This is a genomic window from Streptomyces sp. DH12 (assembly GCF_020873895.1).
In the GTDB taxonomy this organism is placed as follows: domain Bacteria; phylum Actinomycetota; class Actinomycetes; order Streptomycetales; family Streptomycetaceae; genus Streptomyces.
The window spans coordinates 1-1,072 of the sequence record NZ_JAHWGT010000113.1; the positions used below are offsets into that span (position 1 = coordinate 1).

1 protein-coding gene is annotated in these 1,072 nt (G+C 61.2%); it reads right to left on the reverse strand.

What is annotated here, in order from left to right:
- On the reverse strand, positions 1-514 hold a 514-nt coding region (locus LPA54_RS32830; protein WP_228984404.1), incomplete at its 3' end, for a hypothetical protein.
- Positions 515-1,072: the final 558 nt, after the last annotated feature.

Genomic DNA, 1,072 nt, shown 5'->3' on the forward strand with positions numbered 1-1,072 from the left:
GCGTTGCACCGCTCAACACCTCCACGGCACTTTCCGCCTCCGTCAACGCAGTCGACGAGATCTCACCGATTACCAACGCTTGCACAATCACATCGTTCGCCTGTCGGGCACGTGCCACCCCCATGAGAACAAAAAGGATGGTCAGGCCTGAGGCGAGAACAAAGAAGGCCGATACTCGCACGGACAACGAGGCGGCCAGAATCGAGATTCCCGCGCCAATGTTGACGCGCAGATCCGCCTCGGCCATCAGACGGTCGCGATCATCATAAAGGGTCGAACTCTGGGCGTGGAGACGTGTACCCAATTGATCCAACTCGTCCAGCACATAGCGCAGGAGGATTCTCTCGGCGACGTCACGGTGTCGATCCGTCCTGTGCGATTCCAGCCAGGCCACCAGAGGGTTGGCGCTTACGTGAGCCTGTAAGTCTGCCCAAGCTTGTCGTGTCAACAGCCTGGTATTGGCAAAAGCCGGGTAACCGGCTGCGGTCGCTGCTGACCGATGCTGGACGAGCACCGGGCGTCCCTGCACGACGGGCCACGGTTCCGGCAATAGAATACTTGGCTCCCAAAGGCCTGGTGTGGGCTCACGCAGAAGCTGGTTCGCTGGGATGGTCACTACGCTTCCGAGTACATACGCCGTGAAGAGGATCGCGGCCCCAACGCCTGGCTTGCCGATTTGCCCGGCCAGTTCGTAAACTCTGGCAGTGAACCCGGTGGCCCTCGCAGGACTCGGAATCCGATCACCCAGAGCAACCCAGAGTGAGAGCAGCCAAAGAACCCCGGTCGCCATGGGTGTGCGCAGTTCACGGAAACCAGGAAGTATCTGTGTGAGCACGGCCCCCCTCGGTCCGACGTCCAGCGACAACCATATCGGTCAGCTGAGCAATCGATACGGCCCCCGCTGGAACCAACCACGGCGCAGCGGCGCAGGCGGCACAACGAGGTCGGATCGATGACCTGCCGTAAGGCTCGCTCGGACGCCGGAGGAACCTCCCCTGCGCGTGCTGGCTCAGGTTTTGCGACAGGTGACGTTATATGTCACTGCTCGACATCGGACAGGGCGATTGACGGC